17 protein-coding genes and 1 pseudogene are annotated in these 17,802 nt (G+C 76.0%); 12 read left to right on the top strand and 6 right to left on the bottom strand.

The window, feature by feature from the left end; translation table 11 throughout:
* Positions 1-217: 217 nt before the first annotated feature.
* The 5 genes from ACN27C_RS26180 (at position 218) to ACN27C_RS26160 (ending at position 4,566) form a co-directional block, all read left to right on the top strand.
* A complete protein-coding gene (locus ACN27C_RS26180; RefSeq protein ID WP_422748762.1) occupies positions 218-1,978 on the top strand; it encodes a PP2C family protein-serine/threonine phosphatase in 1,761 nt (586 codons plus the stop codon).
* On the top strand, positions 1,975-3,021 hold the full coding sequence (locus ACN27C_RS26175) for a cobalamin B12-binding domain-containing protein (RefSeq protein ID WP_120570167.1): 1,047 nt from the start codon (positions 1,975-1,977) through the stop codon (positions 3,019-3,021). Before ACN27C_RS26180 ends, ACN27C_RS26175 begins: the two co-directional genes overlap by 4 nt.
* A 75-nt stretch (positions 3,022-3,096) precedes the next feature.
* On the top strand, positions 3,097-3,444 hold the full coding sequence (locus tag ACN27C_RS26170) for an STAS domain-containing protein (RefSeq protein WP_120570166.1): 348 nt from the start codon (positions 3,097-3,099) through the stop codon (positions 3,442-3,444).
* Between the two features lie 71 nt (positions 3,445-3,515).
* Positions 3,516-3,962 carry a response regulator gene (locus tag ACN27C_RS26165; RefSeq protein WP_120570165.1) on the top strand — a complete coding sequence of 149 codons (447 nt, stop codon included), beginning with the start codon at positions 3,516-3,518 and terminating at the stop codon, positions 3,960-3,962.
* Between the two features lie 118 nt (positions 3,963-4,080).
* Positions 4,081-4,566: an ATPase gene (locus ACN27C_RS26160; RefSeq protein WP_422748759.1), complete on the top strand. Its 486-nt coding sequence runs from the start codon at positions 4,081-4,083 to the stop codon at positions 4,564-4,566.
* An 11-nt stretch (positions 4,567-4,577) separates the two neighbouring features.
* Here ACN27C_RS26160 and ACN27C_RS26155 read toward each other — a convergent pair whose 3' ends face one another.
* Positions 4,578-5,411, bottom strand: a complete 834-nt coding sequence (locus ACN27C_RS26155; RefSeq protein WP_422748757.1) for a hypothetical protein — start codon at positions 5,409-5,411, stop codon at positions 4,578-4,580.
* Between the two features lie 362 nt (positions 5,412-5,773).
* Here ACN27C_RS26155 and ACN27C_RS26150 point away from each other — a divergent pair, with 362 nt between their 5' ends.
* A complete protein-coding gene (locus ACN27C_RS26150) occupies positions 5,774-6,712 on the top strand; it encodes an endonuclease/exonuclease/phosphatase family protein (RefSeq protein ID WP_244933360.1) in 939 nt (312 codons plus the stop codon).
* Positions 6,713-6,716: 4 nt separating this feature from the next.
* Here ACN27C_RS26150 and ACN27C_RS26145 read toward each other — a convergent pair whose 3' ends face one another.
* Both ACN27C_RS26145 and ACN27C_RS26140 read right to left on the bottom strand, forming a co-directional pair.
* Positions 6,717-7,145, bottom strand: a complete 429-nt coding sequence (locus ACN27C_RS26145) for an OsmC family protein (RefSeq protein WP_013285994.1) — start codon at positions 7,143-7,145, stop codon at positions 6,717-6,719.
* Positions 7,146-7,225: 80 nt separating this feature from the next.
* Positions 7,226-8,173: a serine/threonine-protein kinase gene (locus ACN27C_RS26140; protein WP_252448998.1), complete on the bottom strand. Its 948-nt coding sequence runs from the start codon at positions 8,171-8,173 to the stop codon at positions 7,226-7,228.
* A gap of 129 nt (positions 8,174-8,302) precedes the next feature.
* On the opposite strand from ACN27C_RS26140, the gene ACN27C_RS26135 reads away from it, so the two are divergent.
* On the top strand, positions 8,303-8,527 hold the full coding sequence (locus tag ACN27C_RS26135) for a hypothetical protein (protein ID WP_121685522.1): 225 nt from the start codon (positions 8,303-8,305) through the stop codon (positions 8,525-8,527).
* 27 nt (positions 8,528-8,554) lie between these two features.
* Here the strand turns inward: ACN27C_RS26135 and ACN27C_RS26130 are convergent, their stop codons facing one another.
* Complete coding sequence (locus tag ACN27C_RS26130) at positions 8,555-9,352, bottom strand: alpha/beta fold hydrolase (RefSeq protein ID WP_422748751.1); 798 nt, start codon at positions 9,350-9,352, stop codon at positions 8,555-8,557.
* Entirely contained in the window at positions 9,349-10,242 is an 894-nt protein-coding gene (locus ACN27C_RS26125) for an SDR family oxidoreductase (protein WP_121685520.1), read from the bottom strand. The genes ACN27C_RS26130 and ACN27C_RS26125 overlap by 4 nt, the downstream gene beginning before the upstream one ends.
* 136 nt (positions 10,243-10,378) lie before the next feature.
* Between ACN27C_RS26125 and ACN27C_RS26120 the strand changes: the two genes are divergently transcribed.
* From ACN27C_RS26120 to ACN27C_RS26100, 5 genes are all read left to right on the top strand, one after another.
* On the top strand, positions 10,379-11,125 hold the full coding sequence (locus tag ACN27C_RS26120) for a response regulator transcription factor (protein WP_030269147.1): 747 nt from the start codon (positions 10,379-10,381) through the stop codon (positions 11,123-11,125).
* Positions 11,103-12,635, top strand: coding sequence for a HAMP domain-containing sensor histidine kinase (locus ACN27C_RS26115; RefSeq protein WP_422748747.1), 1,533 nt, complete (start codon positions 11,103-11,105; stop codon positions 12,633-12,635). Before ACN27C_RS26120 ends, ACN27C_RS26115 begins: the two co-directional genes overlap by 23 nt.
* 45 nt (positions 12,636-12,680) lie before the next feature.
* A complete protein-coding gene (locus ACN27C_RS26110; protein ID WP_422748744.1) occupies positions 12,681-15,170 on the top strand; it encodes an ArnT family glycosyltransferase in 2,490 nt (829 codons plus the stop codon).
* 3 nt (positions 15,171-15,173) lie between these two features.
* Positions 15,174-16,397 (top strand): dolichyl-phosphate beta-glucosyltransferase, encoded by a 1,224-nt coding sequence (locus ACN27C_RS26105; protein ID WP_422748741.1) that lies wholly within the window; start codon positions 15,174-15,176, stop codon positions 16,395-16,397.
* 119 nt (positions 16,398-16,516) lie between these two features.
* On the top strand, positions 16,517-17,278 hold the full coding sequence (locus tag ACN27C_RS26100) for a helix-turn-helix domain-containing protein (protein ID WP_422748738.1): 762 nt from the start codon (positions 16,517-16,519) through the stop codon (positions 17,276-17,278).
* Between the two features lie 34 nt (positions 17,279-17,312).
* Here ACN27C_RS26100 and ACN27C_RS26095 read toward each other — a convergent pair.
* Positions 17,313-17,712: pseudogene (locus tag ACN27C_RS26095) on the bottom strand (VOC family protein).
* Positions 17,713-17,802 lie beyond the last annotated feature (90 nt).

Below are 17,802 nucleotides of genomic sequence, written 5' to 3'. Positions count from 1 at the left end.
TGAGGAACCACGTCACGCCTTTCCGCGGGGCTGCCGGCCGGGACCGGGTTGACAGGATCGTAACAACAGCGGCAGCACGTCGCTGGACGCGCGAGCGGGCCGGCAGCGCCGTGAGGTGGCGTTCCCGGCACACCGGCGTAGGGTGGGCGGTGAGACGTGACCACAGGCGCCGGGTCCGGCGCCCCCGGGTGTCGACGAGGAGAGTGGGGCTCAGCTGGTGACTGCTGCCGACGTCAGGGGTGCCGACCCGGGCGACGGACGGATCTCCACGCCGAGTGCCGCACGGGCCCGGGCATGGTCCGCCGCCGCACCGGCGCCGTCCGCCCTGCCGCCGCTGGCAGCCGACCGCGACCGCACCGTCCCGAACTGGTCCGAGGTGGTCGAGCACTTCCGCGAGGGCCTGGTCGTCTGCGACGGCGACGGTGTCGTCCGGCACGTGAGCCCGGTCGCGGAGCGGCTGATCCCGGAGGCGACGCCCGGGGAGCTGCTGGCCGCCGCCGGGCCGGCCCCGCTGCGCGGCGACGGCCCGGCCGAGTTCACCCACCACGGGCGGCGGCTGCGGGTACGCCCGGTCGCGTTGTCCCACCGCCGGCGCTGCTGGTACGTCGACGACGTCACCGAGAGCGTCAGCCGGGCCGACGCGCTGCTGGCCGAGCGGGCCCGTTCGGCGTTCCTCGCCGTGGTCGGCGAGAAGCTCGGCAACCCGTTGCACCCGGACCGGGCCGCCGCCGCGGTGGTGCGTCTGGCGGTGCCCACGGCGGCCGACGTGGCGGTCCTGGTGCTCGCCCCGCGCTCCGGGCGCGCCCGCTGGTGGCGGGCGGTACGCGCGGACGACCGCTCGCCGGTGGTGGACAGCGGGGTGCTGCCCGCCCCGGCGCTCCCGGCGGCCATCGAGGCCGGCCTGTCCGGCGCCGAGCCGCACGAGCTGGACTGGCTGGTCGAGCAGGCCGCCGAGGCGGGCTGGCTGCCCGGACTGGACGCCTCCGGCGCCACCGCGCGGGTGGTGCCGCTGCCCGGCCGGGAGGCACCGGCCGGGGCGCTGCTGGTGGTCCGGCGGGCCGACCGCTGGTACGACGAGGCCGACGTGGACCTGGTCCGCGCGTTCGCGGCCCGGGCCGGCGCGGCGCTGACCACCGCCATGCTCTACCGCGACCAGGCGGAGGTCGCCGACACGTTGCAGGCGAGCCTGCTGCCGGTCGAGCCGGCCCCCGCGGCGGGGGTGCAGTGGGGCACCGCGTACCGGCCGGCGCAGGCCGGGCTGCGCATCGGCGGCGACTTCTACGGCTCGCACCGGCTCGCCGACGGCGGCTCGGTCTTCTTCCTCGGTGACGTGTCGGGCAAGGGCGTGGAGGCGGCCGTGTTCACCGGCCAGCTGCGTCAGTGCCTGCAGGCGCTGCACCGGATCGAGACCCAGCCGGGGCGGCTGCTGAAGCTGCTCAACGACGCGCTGCTGGAGACCACGCAGGCGCACGGGCAGGGCCGGTTCGCCACCATGGTGCTCGGCGTGGCGCGACCGGACCGCGACGGCGGCCTGACGCTGACCCTGGCCGGCGGTGGGCACCTGCCGCCGCTGGTGCTGCGGGAGTCCGGCGAGGTCGAGGTGGTGCCGCTGCGCGGCATGCTGATCGGCGTGGTGCCCGATCCCCGCATCGGCGAGGTGACGGTGCAGCTGGCGCCGGGGGAGACCTGCCTGTTCTACAGCGACGGGGTGACCGAGGCGCGCGGCGGCCGGCGCGGCGACGAGCAGTTCGGCGCCGAGCGGCTGCTCAACGCGATCACCGGCTGCCACCGGATGCCCGCGCCCGCGCTCGCCGAGCGGGTCGAGCAGGTGACCTGCGACTGGCTCGCGCACGGCGACCACGACGACATCGCGGTGCTCGCGCTGCGGGCCACCGGCCCGGCCGGGCGGGCGCCGCGGCACCTGCACGCCGTGCCGGACCTGGCCGGGACCGAACGAACGAGGGAGTTGCCCGCGTGACCGTGCCGACCGTCGGGGCCGACCCGGGCCACGCCTTCGCCGGCTATCTGGAGTGCCTGGCCGACGCCGACGAGTCCGCCGCCGTGGCGGTGGCGCGCGGGCTGCTGGAGGCGGGCGTGCCGGCCGAGCGGGTGCTGCTGGACCTGGTCGCCCCGGCCCAGGCCGAGGTGGGCGAACGCTGGGCCCGCAACGAGTGGAGCGTCGCCCAGGAGCACGCCGCCACCCACATCAGCGAGCGGGTGGTGGCCGCGGTGGCCGCGTACGCCGATCCCCGCCCGACGCGCGGGCGGATCGTGATGGCCTGCATGGACGGCGAGTGGCACGCGCTGCCGGCCCGGCTGGTGGCCGAGGTGCTGCGGCTGCGCGGCTGGCAGGTCGTCTTCCTCGGTGCCAGCGTCCCGGCCGCGCACCTGGTGTCCTACCTGCACCGCTACGACGCGGAGGCGGTGGCGCTCGCGTGCGCCCTGCCGATGCGCCTGCCGCACGCCCACCGGATGGTGGAGGCGTGCCGCCGCTCCGACGTGCCGGTGGTGGTCGGCGGCCGGGGCTTCGGCGACGACGGCCGCTGGGCCCGCGTGCTCGGTGTGCCGTGGGCGCCCGACGCGCCGGCCGCGGCGGACCTGGTGGCCGACGAGCGGGCGCTGCGCGAGGCGCCGCCCGCGCGGCTGGACCACCTGGCCGACGACGAGTACGCCAGCCTGGTCAAGCGGCGCGGCGAACTGATCGACAGCGCCCTGGCCGACCTGCGGGAGCGGGTGCCGTCGACGGCCGACTACACCCCCGCGCAGCTCGACTCCACGATCAGCGACCTCGGCTACATCGTGGACTTCCTGGCCGCCGCGCTCTACGTGGACGACGCGACGCTGTTCACCGCGTTCGTCGAGTGGCTGGTGGAGATCCTGGTCAGCCGCGGGGTGCCGGCGGGCGCGGTGGGGCTGACTCTGGAGCACTATGGACAGCAGCTGCGCGACTTCCCGCGCGCGGCCGCCTTCCTCGACCGGGGCCGCGCACTGGTGGGCGGGCTGTCGGCGGCGGGCCGCTGACGGGCGCCGGGGCGGCCGTCCCATATACTTGCACCACTGCAAGGGTTTTCCGTGGTGGGAGCGAGGGGGGCCACTGTGACGTTCACCGTCACGTACGCCCAGCGGGACGGGAGCGGCGTCTGCCTCCGGCTGGCCGGCGAGCTCGACCTCGCCACGGCCGGAGAGTTGAACTCGACGATCGACCGGCTGGTCGCCGAGGGGCACCGCGAGCTGCTGCTCGATCTCACCGAACTGACGTTCTGCGACTCCACCGGCATCGCGGCCTTCGTCCGCGGCGACAATCTCGTCGCCGCCGACGGCGGCTGGCTGCGGCTCACCGGGGCGACCGGCCGGGTGGACCGGGTGCTCCAGGTGACCGGGCTGGCCGACGTGCTCCACCACGGCCGCGACACCGCCGACCCGACCGCGCCGGCCGCCTCCTGATCCGGTACATTTCCCCGCCAGCAGCCGGCCGTGCGGCCGGACGCCCTCCTCACCACGAAGCAGGTAAACCGATGGGTCAGACCAGTCCCAGCCCCGTTCGCATCCTGGTGGTGGACGACGACCCGGGCGACGTCCTGATGATCGAGGAGGCGCTCGCCGACTCGGACGTCGACAAGGTCATCGACGTGGTCGCCGACGGCCAGGAGGCGATGGAGTTCCTCCGCCGCGAGGGCCGGCACACCGAGGCGCAGCGCCCGGACGTGATCCTGCTCGACCTGAACATGCCCCGGATGGACGGGCGGCAGGTGCTCGGCGAGGTCAAGGGTGACGAGAGCCTGCGGACCATCCCGATCGTCGTGCTGACCACCTCCAACGCCGACACCGACGTGGTCAGCAGCTACACCCTGCAGGCCAACGCGTACGTGACGAAGCCGATCGACCTGGACGACTTCAACGACGTGGTGCGCCGGATCGACGAGTTCTTCGGACGGGTGGTCGTGCTCCCGAAGCACCAGTAGGAGCGGGAAGTCCGGGCCACCGCATCCTGAACATTTTGTGGGAACGGCCGCGCCCGGGAGCGCTTGCACCGCAGGATCGGCAGGTGGGGACGCACACCGGCTGCCTGGGGGGCGACGCATGAGGTTCTCGGTGGTGGAGACCGGCTACGACAGACGTCAGGTCGACGCCTGCCTAGACGAGCTGAGCCTGCGGCTGGGGCGGCTGGCGGCGCGTGCGGAGGGCGCCGCGAGGGCCGGCCGGGAGTGGGACCAGATCCGCTCGGACGCCCTGCACCTGTGCGACTTCCTGCATCGCCGTACCGCCCCGGTCGAGGGGGGCCAGTCCCGCCCGTCGGCCGCCGAACGGGAGGCCGCGGAGCTGTTGGCGCAGGCCCGCGCCGAGCTGGAGGCCGCGCGCGAGGAGGCCCGCCGGTTGCGGGAGGAGGCGTACGCCGAGGCGGTGCGGGCGCGCCGCGAGTTCGAGGCGGCCCTGCTGGCTCGCCGGCGCCGGGAGTCGCGGGTCGACGAGATCCTGGCCGGGGCACGGGGCGAGCGGGTCGCGGTGGACACGCCCACGGCCGCGGCGAGCGTGCGGCCCGGTGGTGCCGGGCGCAGCGCCGCCTGATTCGCGCCGGGTCAGACCAGCGCCGCCACCACGGTCGTGGCGCGCCTCTCGTGCCGGGCGTACGCGTCGGGGTAGGCGGACACCTGCACCGCCTGGGCTGCGGCGGTGACGCTCATGTCCTCCCAGCCCGGCACCTCGCGCAGCGCGGCGTAGAAGGCGCGGGCCGCGTACGCCGGCCGCATGAGCTGGGCGACAGTGCCCCAGCCGCTGCTGGGGCGCTGCTGGAACAGCCCGACCGAGTCGTGGTCGGAGCCGCTGCCCTGGTGCGGGTGGTCGAAGGACTCCGGCAGCACGTCGCTGGCCAGGTTGTAGAGATTGCTCTCCTGCATGGCGGTGGCCACTGCGACGACGAGGGCCCGGCGGGGCATCTTCATCTCCCGGCCCACGTCGACGATGGCCTTGGCGTTGTCCATCTGCCGCTGGTCCAGGCCGGCGACCGGCCGGGGGCGCTTGGGCGGTGCGGGCTTGCGCGGCGGCTTCTTCGTCGCCGGGGTGGCGCTGGGTGTGGGAGCCGGCGGCGGCAGGGCCGCGGCGGCCGGCGGCGCGACCCGGGTGAAGTCGCGGGAGGCGCGCTGGTCGGCGGCGGCCCGGTCGGCGACCGCCTCGCGTACCTCCAGGTGCGCCGGGCCGGTCTCGCCGACGCCTGCTACGCCGATCAGGCCGAGGCAGCAGGTGACGCCGGTGGCCACCGCGATCCGGCCGGGTACGGACCGGGCCGATCCGCGCCGTGGCGGTTCCGGGGCGCGGTGACGTCCCACTCTCCGTTCGGCTGATGCCGGGTCAATCGTTCGGCGAACCCGGCGGTTGGCGGGCAGCGGCTGATGATCGGGGTGGTCGGGATGCACCCGCCGAGGCTAGAAAGCTTCCGGCCCTTTGCCATCGGGGTGATTGGTGGCATGCGCCACAATCTGCCGGATTCGCGGGCCGCATTCGGGTTGGCAGATCATGAAAACCGCCAACCTCGCGTACCCGGAACAATGCCTATGTCGGTTTGGGCGGTGTGAAACGGACGTCGGGGTGAGCTGGCTGCGGCGGACGCCCGGCTCCTCCGTTCGGCCGAGGGTGCCCTGGTCGGGCGGCCCTCGCGCGGCGGCGGTCCGCCGACGGCCGGGATCGACCGACCGCGATCCGGCGGCTCCGGCGCCGGGGTTGTGGATCATGGCGAGGCCGCCGCGCGACGACCGGGGCGCTCGATACGATTCCGACGGTGACGGAGCGGATGGTCGACGAGCGCCCGCCCGGCCCCCGCAGCCGGCGCGGCACGATCCTCGTCGTCTGCGCCGTGCTGCTCGCACTGCTGCTGGCCGGGCACCGGGCGGTGCCGAACGTCAACGGCCTGGGCAGCCTGGTGGACAGCGTCACCCCGCTGCTCGGGATCGCCGTACCGCTGCTCGCGCTCGCGGCGCTGCTGCGCCGCTCCCGGCCGGCATTGCTGGCGGTGCTGCTGCCGGCCCTGGTCTGGGCCGGGCTCTACGGCCGCGCGTGGCTGCCCCCGGCCGCCGGCGCGGACGGCGCCGCGGTGCGGGTGGTCAGCCAGAACCTGCGCGTGGGCAACCCCGACCCGGCCGCCACCGTCGGCGCGCTCACCGGCGACGCCCCGGACCTGATCGGGCTCCAGGAGGTCGCCGACGGCGACCGGGTGGCGCCCGTGCTGGCCGAGCGCTACCCGCACCGGGCGGTGGTGTCGACTGTCGCGCTGTGGAGCCGGTGGCCGATCCGCGAGGCGCACGGCGTCGACACCGGGCTGGGCTGGGACCGCGCGCTGCGGGCCGTGGTCGCCGCGCCCCGGGGCGACCTGACCGTGTACGTGGTCCACCTCGGCTCCGCGCGGGCCGGGCACACCGCCACCCGGGACCAGACCGTCGCCGCGCTCGCCGACGCCGTGCGCGCCGACCCGGCCGACCGGCTGGTGGTGCTCGGCGACCTGAACACCGCAACCACCGACCGGGTCTTCGACCCGCTGACCCGGCTGCTCGGCGACGCCCAGGCCGAGGCCGGGCAGGGATTCGGGTTCACCTGGCCGGCGGAACTGCCGGTCACCCGCCCCGACCACGTCCTCTACCGGGGACTGACGCCGACCACCGCCGGGGTGCTGCGCACCCCGGACAGCGACCACCGGGCGGTGACCGCCGGTTTCCGCTGGTGAACGCTCAGTGCCGGCCGTTCTCCGCCGGGGTCACCGTGAGCCGGTGCCGGCTCGGGTCGCCGCTGGAGAACGGCCAGAGCCGGTCGGCGTACGCGACCAGGTCGGCCAACTGGTCCCGGGTCAGCCCCGCCGAGGAGATCTCGGCGTGCACGTCGGCCCGGTAGCGGCCGTCGTCGTCGCGGCCCAGCTTCGCCTCGGCGGTCACCTGCACGGTGTGCGCCTCGTCGGTGATCTCCCCGGCCGCCTCCACCGCCGCGTGGTGCAGGCAGGAGGCGAACGCCGCGGCCAGGAGCTGCTCCGGCGTCAGGCCGGTGCAGTGCGGCGCCAGCGGGGACGCCAGGGCGGAGGAGAGCCCGCCGTCGTCGGTGCGTACGTGACCGCCCGCCGCGGTCGCCGTGGCCGTCTCGGCCAGCCAGGAACTCGGATCCGGCATCGCGTTCCTCCCGTCACTCACCGGACCGCGTTCCCGGACCCCGAGCGGCGAAACCGCGCCCGGGCAGGCAGTAGGAGCGCTCAGCCGACCCGGCCGCTCGGCGCGGCGTCCACCGCCATCGCCTCGGTGGCCTCGGCGGCGGCCCGGCTGGTCCACGGCGACACCTGCGGCGCGCGCTGCCGGGGCAGCACCGCGGTCATCGGCACGTAGACCCGGGCGTCCACGGCCTCGGCCAGCAGCAACGCGGCCATCGGGCTGGTCGGCCGGGCGGACGGGTCGGCGTCGAGGCAGCTGCGGCACAGCTCGGCCACCTCGCCCGGCAGGCCGGGAACCTCGGGCAGCGGGCGGGGCGGCCGGCGGCGGCGCGACCCGAGCAGCTGGGTGGTGCTGCCCGCCTCGTACGGCAGCTCGCCGGTGAGGCAGTAGTACAGCAGCACGCCGAGGGCGTACATGTCGGCGGCCGGGGTGGCGGGCTGCCGGTCGAGCTGTTCCGGCGCCAGGTACGCCGGGGTGCCCACCACGACGCCGTCCGGAGTGCGGTCCGGCGCGCCGGCCGGGGTGGCGATGCCGAAGTCGAGCACCTTCACCCCGCACGGGGTGAGGATCACGTTCGCGGGCTTCACGTCCCGGTGCACGATGCCGTGCGCGTGCGCGGCGGCGAGCGCGGCGCACACCTCGGCGCAGACCCGCACCGCGATCCGCCAGTCCAGCGGCCCGCTGCGCAGGTGCGCGGCGAGCGTCTCGCCCTCGGCCAGCTCCATCACGATGTACGGCACCGGCCGCCCGTCCGGCAGCGTCGCGGTGCCGAAGTCGTGCACGCTCGCCACGTTCGGGTGCACCAGCCGAGCCGCCGAACGCGCCTCGTCCCGGATGCGTTCGACCGAGCCGGCGTCGCCGTCCAGCGCGGGCGAGATGAGCTTCACCGCGACGGTCCGGTCCAGCACGCGGTCGTGCGCGCGCCACACCTCCGACATGCCACCCAGGCCGGCCCGCTGTTCGAGCTCGTACCGCCCGCCCAGCGTCCTCATCGCCCACTCCTCGCCTCGTCCGGTGCCCTCCGGTCCCGCTACCCGGCCCCGGAGCTGTGCAAACCGCCGAGGGTACGCACCGCGGCGGGGTAGCTTCGCGGCGAGGGCGTCGACGGACGGAGGGCAGCGGTGGCCGTGGTGCGCGTACGGTTCGTCGGCGGACCGGCCGACGAGCTGACCCGGGAGCTGCCCGCCGGGCCGGACGGCGTGCCGCCGGCGCGGTGGGTGCTGCGTCATCCGGAGGAGCCGGCCGAGGGGGTGGCCGACCACCTCTACGAGCGCGACGACCACGCGTCACCCGGCGGCTGGACGATGCGGTACGTGCACACGTTCCCGTTCGGCGCGACCGAGTGAGACTCCGCAGCGGCCGGGCGCGAGGCGTCAGGCCGGCCGGACCCCGGTGGTGCCGAGGATGACCGAGGCGACCAGCTCGGGGTCGTCGTGCATCGGCACGTGCCCGCAGCCGGGCAGGTCCAGGTGCCGGGCGCCGGGCAGCCGGGTACGCGCCAGCGCCGCCTGCCGGTACGGCAGGATCCGGTCCCGCGTACCCCACGCGACGGTCACCGGCACCGTCGGCGCGCCCGCGTAGGCGTACCCCCGGCCGGCGCGGGCGACGGCGCGGAACGCCCGGGCCTGGCGCAGCGCGCGGGCGTCGGCGAGCGCGTCGTCGAGGGCCATCCGGTTGGGCCGGGCCAGGATCATGCCCATCGCCAGCATCCGCAGCGCGGGCGCGGCGAACAGGCGGCGCAGCACCGGTTCGGGCAGCCGGGCCGCGTTGCGGTGCAGGGAGAGCACGGTCAGCGCCCAGCGCAGCTCGCGCGCGGTGCAGAACCCGGCCGGCGACAGCGCGGTGGCCGAGGAGACGGCGCCGAGCGCGGCCAGTTCCAGCGCGATCGCGCCGCCGAGACTGTTGCCCGCGACGTGCGGGCGGTCCAGTCCGAACGCGCCGAACAGCTCGACCATGGCCGCGGCCAGCCCGGGCATGTCGGCGGGCAGCCCGGCGGCGGGCACCGGGGAGCGGCCGAAGCCCGGCAGGTCGACGGCGATCACGTCGTGCGCCTCGGCGAGGCGGTCCATCACCGGCCGCCAGGCGGCCCAGTGGTGACCGATGCCGTGCAGCAGCACCAGCGTGGGCCCGGTGCCCCGCCGCTCGTAGACGACCTCCACCGGCGCGCTCACGGCCGCCCCTGCGGCGTGCTGGCGCCGAAGCCCCGGCCCAGCGCCCGGGACTGCTCCTCGATCAACGGCACGGTGGCCCGGGCGGTGCGGCCCACCAGCCGGTCGGCCAGCGGGCTGACCAGCGCCGACCGCACCGCCTGGACGCCGGCCACGGCGCGTGGCACGTACACCCGGCGGCTGCGGCGCTCGATCGCCCGGACGAACGCCTCGGCGCACTCGGTCACCGTGGTGGTGCGCCGCAGCGGCCAGGGCAGCTTCGCCAGCGCGGTCTCGAAGGCCGGCAGGTCGGCGCGCGCCTCGCGGACCAGATCCGTGTCCACCCACGACGGATGGGCGGTGCCCACCGCCACGCCCCGGTGGGCCAGCTCCAGCCGGACCGCGTTGCCGAACTGCTCGACGCCGGCCTTGGAGGCGCAGTAGGCGGCCATGCCGGGCAGTGCGGCGAACGCCGCGGCCGAGGAGACGATCAGCAGGTAGCCACCCCGGTCGACGAGCGCGGGCACGGTCGCCGCCGCGGTGCGCATCACCCCGATCAGGTTGACCTCGACCGTACGCACCAGCGCCTCGACGTCGCCGACGGCGATCGTGCCGCGGTTGGCCACCCCGGCGTTCGCCACCACCGCGTCGATCCCGCCCAGCGTCGCCAGTGTCCCGTCCACCGCCGACGCGAGGGCGTTCTGGTCGGTGACGTCGGCGGCGAACCAGGCGTGCCCCGGGCCCAGCTCGGCGGCGAGCGCGGCGAGCCGGTCGGGTTCCAGCCCGACGAGGGACAACCGGGCGCCGCGGGCCGCGGCGAGGCGGGCGGTGTGCTCGCCGATGCCCCGGGCCGCGCCGGTCACCAGCACCACCTTGCCGGCCAACCGGCCGGAAACACGACCATCGATGGACATGCCGGGAAGTTACCACCGGGTAGCCCCGGTGCGGAAGACCCGGCCGCACCTGCCCGGATCGCCGCCGAACGGCGCGCACAGCTGGTACACAGGATCGGGACAGCCCGGCGACAGCGGGTCCGCCCACGATGGGGGCATGGTCATGAACGCGCAGTCCGCGCAGGGTCGCATCGAGCTGCGCCGACCGGACGGCGAACCGGTGCGGGTGCTCGTCGTCGACGACGAGCCGACGCTCACCGACCTGCTCTCGATGGCCCTGCGGTACGAGGGCTGGCAGGTCGCCACCGCCGGCAGCGGCATGGCGGCGGTCACCACCGCCCGCCAGTTCCGCCCGGACGCCGTGGTGCTCGACGTGATGCTGCCCGACCTGGACGGCTTCCAGGTGCTGCGCCGCCTGCGCGAGCAGTTCCCGAGCGTGCCGGTGCTGTTCCTCACCGCCCGCGACGCGGTGGAGGAACGCGTCGCCGGGCTCACCGTCGGCGGCGACGACTACGTCACCAAGCCGTTCAGCCTGGAGGAGGTCATCGCCCGGCTGCGCGCGCTGCTGCGCCGCTCCGGCTTCGCGGTCGCCGCCCGCCAGGAGGCGGTGCTCACCGTCGGCGACCTCACCCTCGACGAGGACAGCCACGAGGTACGCCGCGGCGACGACCTGATCACGCTCACCGCCACCGAGTTCGAGCTGCTGCGCTACCTCATGCGCAACCCGCGCCGGGTGCTCAGCAAGGCGCAGATCCTCGACCGGGTGTGGAACTACGACTTCGGCGGCCAGGCCAACGTGGTCGAGCTGTACATCTCGTACCTGCGCAAGAAGATCGACGCGGGCCGCGCGCCCATGATCCACACGCTGCGCGGGGCGGGCTATGTCCTCAAGCCCGCCGAGTGACAGGCGCGGCCGGCTGCGCCGCCGCCTCGCCGGGTGGTCGCTGCGCCGCCGCCTGGTGCTCGCCGTCGTGGCCCTGCTCGCGCTGGTCAGCATCGGCATCGGCGGCCTGACCACAGTCGCGCTGCGGCACTTCCTGGTCGACCAGATCGACAACCAGCTCACCTTCGGCGACCGGCGGCCCGCCGACTTCGAACGCTGGGCCCGCCGCGGCGTCGACCCGCCGCGCCCGGACCAGCGGCCCACCCCGCCGGACGCCGACGAGGTGGCGCCGGACCCCCCGGGTGGCTTCCCGCCCGGCTCGATCGCGGTCCGGGTGCCCGCCGCCGCCGAACCCGTCGGCCGGGTCCGGTCCGAGAGCGGCGGCAGCGAGGAGGTGCCCGCCGCCGACCTGACCGCGCTGGCCCGCGTACCCGTCGGCGACCGCCCGCACACAGTCGTCGTCGGCGACCGGGGGAGCTACCGCGCGATCGCGCTGCCGTCGCCGCGCGGCGACGGTGACGTCCTGGTCCTCGCGATCCCGCTGGCCCAGGTCGACGACACAGTCATGTGGATGCTCGTCGCGCAGGCCGGGGTGATCGGCGCCGGACTGGTCATCGCCGGCGCCCTCGGCATGCTCATCGTCCGGGTCACGCTGCGGCCGCTCAACCGCGTCGCCGCCACCGCCGCCCGGGTCACCGAACTGCCGCTGGACCGCGGCGAGGTCGCCCTGTCCGTGCGGGTACCGGCCGCCGACACCGACCCCCGCACCGAGGTCGGGCAGGTCGGCGGCGCGCTCAACCGGATGCTCGGCCACGTCGCCGCCGCGCTCGCCGCCCGGCAGGCCAGCGAGACGCGGGTACGCCAGTTCGTCGCCGACGCCAGCCACGAGCTGCGCACCCCCCTCGCCGCCATCCGCGGGTACGCCGAGGTGGCCCGCCGAGGCCGCCAGGAGGTGCCGCCCGACGTGGCGCACGCGCTGCGCCGTGTCGAGTCGGAGAGCACCCGGATGACGAGTCTCGTCGACGACCTGCTGCTGCTGGCCCGGCTGGACTCCGGCCGCCCGCTCGCCGCCGAGCCGGTCGACCTGACCGCCACGGCAGTCAACGCGGTCAGCGACGCGCACGTCGCCGGGCCCGGCCACCGCTGGCAACTCGACCTGCCCGACGAACCGCTCACCGTCACCGGCGACGCCCACCGGCTGCACCAGGTGCTGGCGAACCTGCTGGCGAACGCGCGCGTGCACACCCCGGCCGGCACCACCGTCACCGTCCGGCTCGCGCCCGCGCCCGGCGGCGTCGAGCTGCGCGTCACCGACGACGGGCCGGGCATCCCGGAGCAGTTGCAGCCGGAGGTCTTCGAGCGGTTCGCGCGCGGCGACAGCTCCCGCTCCCGCGCGCAGGGCAGCACCGGCCTGGGCCTGGCCATCGTCGCCGCCGTGGTGGAGGCCCACCACGGGCGGGTCGACGTGGTCAGCCGGCCCGGCCACACCGCGTTCACGGTCTGGCTGCCGGGATCCACAGCCGACGCATAGGCCGCTCACGGGAGCGGGCCAGCGGACCCGCCGAGGCTTGCCGGCATGAACCGAACCGACAGCCTGCCGACCGTGCCCACGGCCGCGCCACCCGGCACCGAGCCGGCCCCCGCGCCCGTAACCCCGCAGACCCGCACCGGCCGCGAACCGCGCTGGGCCCGGCCGGCCCTGCTCGGCCTGCTGGTCGTGACCGCGCTGCTCTACCTGTGGGGTCTGGGCGCCTCCGGCTGGGCCAACGCGTTCTACTCGGCCGCCGTGCAGGCCGGGTCGCAGAGCTGGACGGCGTTCTTCTACGGCTCGTCCGACGCGGCCAACTCGATCACCGTGGACAAGACCCCGGCGTCGCTGTGGCTGATGGCGCTCTCGGTGCGCGTCTTCGGCCTGAGCGGCTGGTCGATCCTCCTGCCGCAGGCGCTGCTCGGCGTCGCCTCGGTCGGCGTGCTGTACGCGACGGTCCGCCGCTGGTACGGCCCGGCCGCCGGACTGCTCGCCGGCGCGGTGCTCGCGCTCACCCCGGTGGCGACGCTGATGTTCCGGTTCAACAACCCGGACGCGCTGCTGGTGTTCCTGCTCGTCGCCGCCGCGTACGCCACGGTGCGCGCGGTCGAGACGGCCAGCACCCGGTGGATCGCGCTGACCGGCGTGCTCGTCGGCTTCGGCTTCCTCACCAAGATGCTCCAGGCGTTCCTGGTGATCCCGGTCTTCGCCGGGGTCTACCTGCTGGCCGCGCCGACCGGCCTCGGACGGCGGATCCGCCAGCTCCTGCTCGCCGGGCTGGCCGTGGTCCTCTCCGCCGGCTGGTGGGTGGCGATCGTCGAGCTGGTGCCGGCGAGCGCCCGCCCGTACATCGGCGGCTCGCAGAACAACAGCATCCTGGAGCTGACGCTCGGCTACAACGGCCTGGGCCGCATCACCGGCGACGAGGTGGGCAGCGTCGGCGGCGGTGGCGGCCGGCCCGGCGGGGGAGGCGGCGGACCGTTCTCCGGCCGGACCGGGCTGCTGCGGATGTTCGACACCGAGGTCGGCGGTCAGATCTCCTGGCTGCTGCCCGCCGCGCTGATCCTGCTGGTGGCGGGGCTGTGGCTGGCCGGGCGGGCGCCGCGTACCGACCGCACCCGGGCCGGTCTGCTGCTGTGGGGCGGCTGGCTGCTGGTCACCGGCCTGATCTTCAGCTTCATGTCCGGGATCTTCCACGCGTACTACACGGTCGCCCTGGCCCCGGCGGTCGGCGCGCTGGTCGGCATCGGGACCACCCTGTTGTGGCGCGCCCGCTCCGCGGCGGTCCGGTGGCGCCGGCTGGCCGCCACGCTGGTCCTGGCCGGCACGCTGGCGGTCACCGCCTGGTGGTCCTGGCACCTGCTCGGCCGCACCCCCGACTGGCACCCCTGGCTGCGCCCCACGGTGCTGGCCCTGGGCCTGACCACAGCCGCCCTCCTGGCCACCGCAGCGTTCCTCGCCCGCCCCCACCGGACGCCCTCCCCACCCTCTCCCGGCTCCCCACCCGCCCCGCCCGCCCCGCCCGCCCCGCCGGCCCCGCCCGCCCCGCCCGCCCCGGTGATCAAGGAGTTTGTGTCCGGAAGTGGCGTTCCGGGTGACGCGAACTCCTTGGTCAACTCCGAGGCGGGGGCGACGTCGGGGCACCGGGCCGGGTTTGCCGGGCGGGTTGCGCGGTGGGTCGTGCCGGTGGTGTCCGTCGCCGGGATCGCGGTGGCGCTGGCCGGGCCGGCCGCGTACGCGATGCAGACCGCAGCCACCCCGCACAGCGGCTCGATCCCGAGCGCCGGGCCGGCCGGAGCGGGCGGCTTCGGCGGCCCCGGCGGGCCGGGCGGGCCGGGCGGGCGGATGCCGGGCGGTGGGAACGGGCAGTTCCCGGGCTTCCCGGGCGGTTCGAACGGCACCGGTTCGGACGGCACCGGTTCGGACGGCACGGGTTCCGACGGCTCCGGCCCGGGCGGCGCCGGCCAGGACGGCGGGGCGAACGCCGGTGGGTTCCCCGGATTCCCTGGTGGTGGTTCGGCTCCGGGCGCGCCCGGCGGCACCGGTCAGGACGGCGGCACCGGTCAGGACGGCGGCACCGGGCCGGGCGGTGTGCCGGGTCAGGGCGGCTTCCCCGGCCAGGACGGCGGGACCAGGCAGGAAGGGCGGGGACAGCGCGGCGGGGGCATGGGCGGGCTGCTCGACGCCCGCGAGCCGAGCGCCGAGATGACCGCGCTGCTCACCGCCGACGCCGACGACTACCCCTGGGTCGCCGCCACTGTCGGCTCGAACAACGCCTCCGGCTACCAGCTGGCGACCGGCCGTCCGGTCATGCCGATCGGCGGCTTCAACGGCAGCGACCCGTCGCCGACGCTCGCGCAGTTCCAGCGGTACGTCGCCGACGGGCGGATCCACTACTTCCTCGGCGGCGGCGGGTTCCGCGCCAACGGCGGCAGCAACGCCTCGGCCGAGATCGCCGCCTGGGTCGCTGAAACCTTCACCGCGACCACCGTCGACGGCGTGACCGTGTACGACCTGAGCAGCGGAAAGCAGGGCTGAGCCATGACGGAGACGTACGCGCCCCGGGCCGCCGTGCAGGCCCGGCCCGCAGCCGGCAGCGCGGTGCTCGACGTGGTGGTTCCGGTGTACAACGAGGAGGGCGATCTGGGCCCCTGCGTCCGGCGGCTGCACGCGCACCTGACCGCGCACTTCCCGTACCCGTTCCGGATCACGGTGGCCGACAACGCCAGCGTGGACGGCACGCCGGCGGTGGCGCGCGCCCTCGCCGGCGAGCTGCCCGGGGTGGGGGTGCTGCGCCTGGACGAGAAGGGACGCGGGCGAGCGCTGCGCGCCGCGTGGTCGGCCTCGCCGGCGCCGGTGCTCGCGTACATGGACGTGGACCTGTCCACCGACCTGGCCGCGCTGCTGCCGCTGGTCGCGCCGCTCATCTCCGGGCACTCGGACCTGGCCATCGGCACCCGGCTGGCGCGGACCAGCCGGGTGGTCCGGGGCGCCAAGCGGGAGGTCATCTCGCGGGGCTACAACCTGCTGCTGCGCGGTGCGCTCGCGGCGCGTTTCTCCGACGCCCAGTGCGGGTTCAAGGCGATCCGCGCCGACGTGGCCGCCGAGTTGCTGCCGCTGGTACGCGACACCGGCTGGTTCTTCGACACGGAGCTGCTGGTCCTGGCGCAGCGGGCCGGGCTGCGCATCCACGAGGTGCCGGTGGACTGGGTGGACGACCCGGACAGCCGCGTCGACATCGTCGCCACCGCGCTGGCCGACCTGCGCGGCATCGGCCGGCTGGGCCGGGCGCTGGTGACCGGGGCGCTGCCGCTGGCGCGGTTGCGCGCCCAGCTCGGGCGCGGACCGCTGCCGACACCCCCGGCGCAGGTGCCGGCCGGGTTGCCCCGGCAACTCGCCCGGTTCGCCGCAGTGGGCGTGGCGAGCACGCTCGCGTACCTGCTGTTGTTCCTGCTGGCCCGCGGCCCGCTCGGTGCGCAACCGGCGAACCTGCTGGCGCTGCTGCTCACCGCGGTGGCCAACACGGCGGCCAACCGGCGGCTCACGTTCGGGGTGACCGGACGCCGGCACGCCGGCCGCCACCACCTCCAGGGGCTGCTGGCGTTCGCGCTCGGCCTGGCCCTGACCAGCGGCTCCCTGGCCGTACTGCATGCCACGACGCCCCCGAGTCGCGGACGGGAGCTGACCGTCCTGGTGGCCGCCAACCTTGCCGCGACAGCCCTGCGCTTCCTCCTGCTCCGCCTGGCCATGCACCACCGCCCCTGACCACGCCCCCGCCCCCGGCCCCCCAGGAACCTCCGTCGATCATGAGGTTGGCGGCGCGACACGCCGGGCGCCGACACCGTCAACTTCATGATCGACGGGGAGGGTGGCAGGGTGGCGGTGTGTACCGGGAGTGGGAGGCGGCGCGGATTCCGGGCGGGGTGCTGTGGAGCAGCGTGTCCGGCGGGGGCGAGACGCGGGTGCTGCCGGACGGGTGCCTGGACCTGCTCTGGTCCAGCCGGAACGGGCTGCTCGTCGCCGGCCCGGACCGCACCGCGCACCTGTCGCGGTCCGCGCCGGGGGACCGGTGGATCGGGCTGCGCCTGCCGCCGGGGACCGGCCCGGCCGTGTTCGGGGTGCCGGCCGAGGAACTGCGGGACCGCCGCGTACCGCTGGCCGACCTGTGGGGCCGCGCCGCCGCCGAGGTGACCGAGCGGGTCGAGACGGCGCTGGCCGCGCCGATCCGCGGCGACGGGCCCGCTACCGTCAGCGCTGCCGACGCCCACGCCGCCTCGGTGCTCACCCGGGTCGCCCGCGACCGGCTGCGCGCGGCCGGCGGCCCCGACCCGGTCGGCGCGCGGGTCGCCGCCCGTCTGGCCGCCGGGGCCACCGTCGCCGCGACCGCCGCCGAGGTCGGCCTCGGCCCGCGCGCCCTGCACCGCCGCAGCCGGGCCCTCTTCGGGTACGGCCCGAAGACGCTGGCCCGCATCCTGCGGATGCGCCGCGCCCTGGACCTGGCCCGCGCCGGTGCGCCGCTCGCCGAGGTGGCGGTGCGCAGCGGGTACGCCGACCAGGCCCACCTGACCCGCGAGGTGCGCGAGCTGGCCGGGGTGCCGCCGACCCGGCTGCTCGCCCCGGCCCGGAGCCGCCCGCGGGCGAGCTGACCGGCCCGGAAGCGGCCCGCGAGCCGGCTCGCGTCTACTCGGCCGTGGGCAGCGGGGCGAACAGGTCGACGCCGTTGCCGTCCGGATCGTGCAGGACCGCGTACCGCTGGCCCCAGAACGCGTCCCACGGCGGCAGCTCACCGTGGTGCCCGGCGCCGGTCAGCTCGGCGTACCAGCGGTCCACCTCGGCCGGGTCGGCGCAGCGGAAGGCCAGGCTCATCCGGTTGTTGCCGCCGGACGGGTCGAAGTCGGGGTAGAAGCTGCGGATCGTCTCGACCGTGTCCCAGGCCAGCCGTACGCCGTTCGGCAGGGTGGCCTCGACGTGCCCTTCGGTCTCGGCGCCGGCCGGGATCGGCAGCCCCAGCCGCCGGTAGAAGTCGAGCGTGGGCCATGTCGGTGACCACGGTCCCGACCAGATCGAACTGCGGTGTCATGCCGGCCACGGTAGGCGCGCCCGGCCTGGCCCGTCTTGAACGGATCGGACGGGGGACGAGTGGCCGGTGTGGCCGCGCGGCCGGTCGCCG

Origin of the sequence: Micromonospora sp. WMMD1219 (assembly GCF_049315215.1) — a bacterium.
In the GTDB taxonomy this organism is placed as follows: Bacteria; Actinomycetota; Actinomycetes; order Mycobacteriales; family Micromonosporaceae; genus Micromonospora; species Micromonospora tulbaghiae.
The sequence above is the reverse complement of the archived record's forward strand: the minus strand, read 5'-3'. Positions and strand labels throughout refer to the sequence as shown.